Source organism: Streptomyces diversicolor (assembly GCF_057537855.1).
This window is the reverse complement of sequence record NZ_BAAJXA010000145.1, coordinates 1-696: the sequence shown is the minus strand read 5'-3', so window position 1 is coordinate 696 and position 696 is coordinate 1. Positions and strand designations below refer to the sequence as shown.

Annotated in this window: 1 protein-coding gene; it reads right to left on the bottom strand. The window is 67.5% G+C overall.

The window, feature by feature from the left end:
- Positions 1 to 696, bottom strand: a 696-nt coding sequence (locus AC27LF_RS45555; protein WP_487231314.1) for an AMP-binding protein, incomplete at both ends; no start/stop codon positions are given.

The window sequence follows — 696 nt, the reverse complement described above, 5'->3', positions numbered from 1 at the left end:
AGGTCGATCGGCACATACCCCGCCCCCGCCTTCAACACCGCCCACACCGACACCACCAACTCGACCGAACGCGGCAACGCCAGCCCCACCAACGTCTCAGGACCCACCCCCTCACCCACCAACACCCGAGCCAACCGACTCGCACGCGCATCCAACTCCGCATACGACAGCCCCACATCCCCCACCACCACAGCCACCGCATCCGGCGTCCGCGCCACCTGCGCCGCAAACAACTCCGGCAACGTCGACGCCGAGCCCTCCACCCCCGTATCAATCCAGTCCACGAGGAGTCGGTTCTGTTCCGTGGCGTCGAGGATGTCCACTGCCGACAGGAGGCCGTGGGGGTCGTCTTCCAGTGCGGTCACGAGGTTGTCGAGGCAGGTGTGCAGCAGCCGGCACACCGCCTGCCCGTCGACCGGACCCACCGCGTCCACGGTCAGACCGAACCTGGACTCCAGGTCGTCCACCGACACGGCCACCGGATAGTTCGTCACCTCACGCATGGACAGAGTGCTGATGCCCTGCGTCGTGCTTTCGGTGTCCGCGCCGGCATCCGCCTGTGAACGCCTTCCGTGCCGGTAGTTGAACAGCGAGGTGAACAGCGGGCTGCCGTTGGGGACGCCACTGGCCTGCTGCGCCAGGGTCAGCGGGGCGTGCTCGTGCACCAGCAGTTCCGCCAGCTGGTTGCGCACGCCT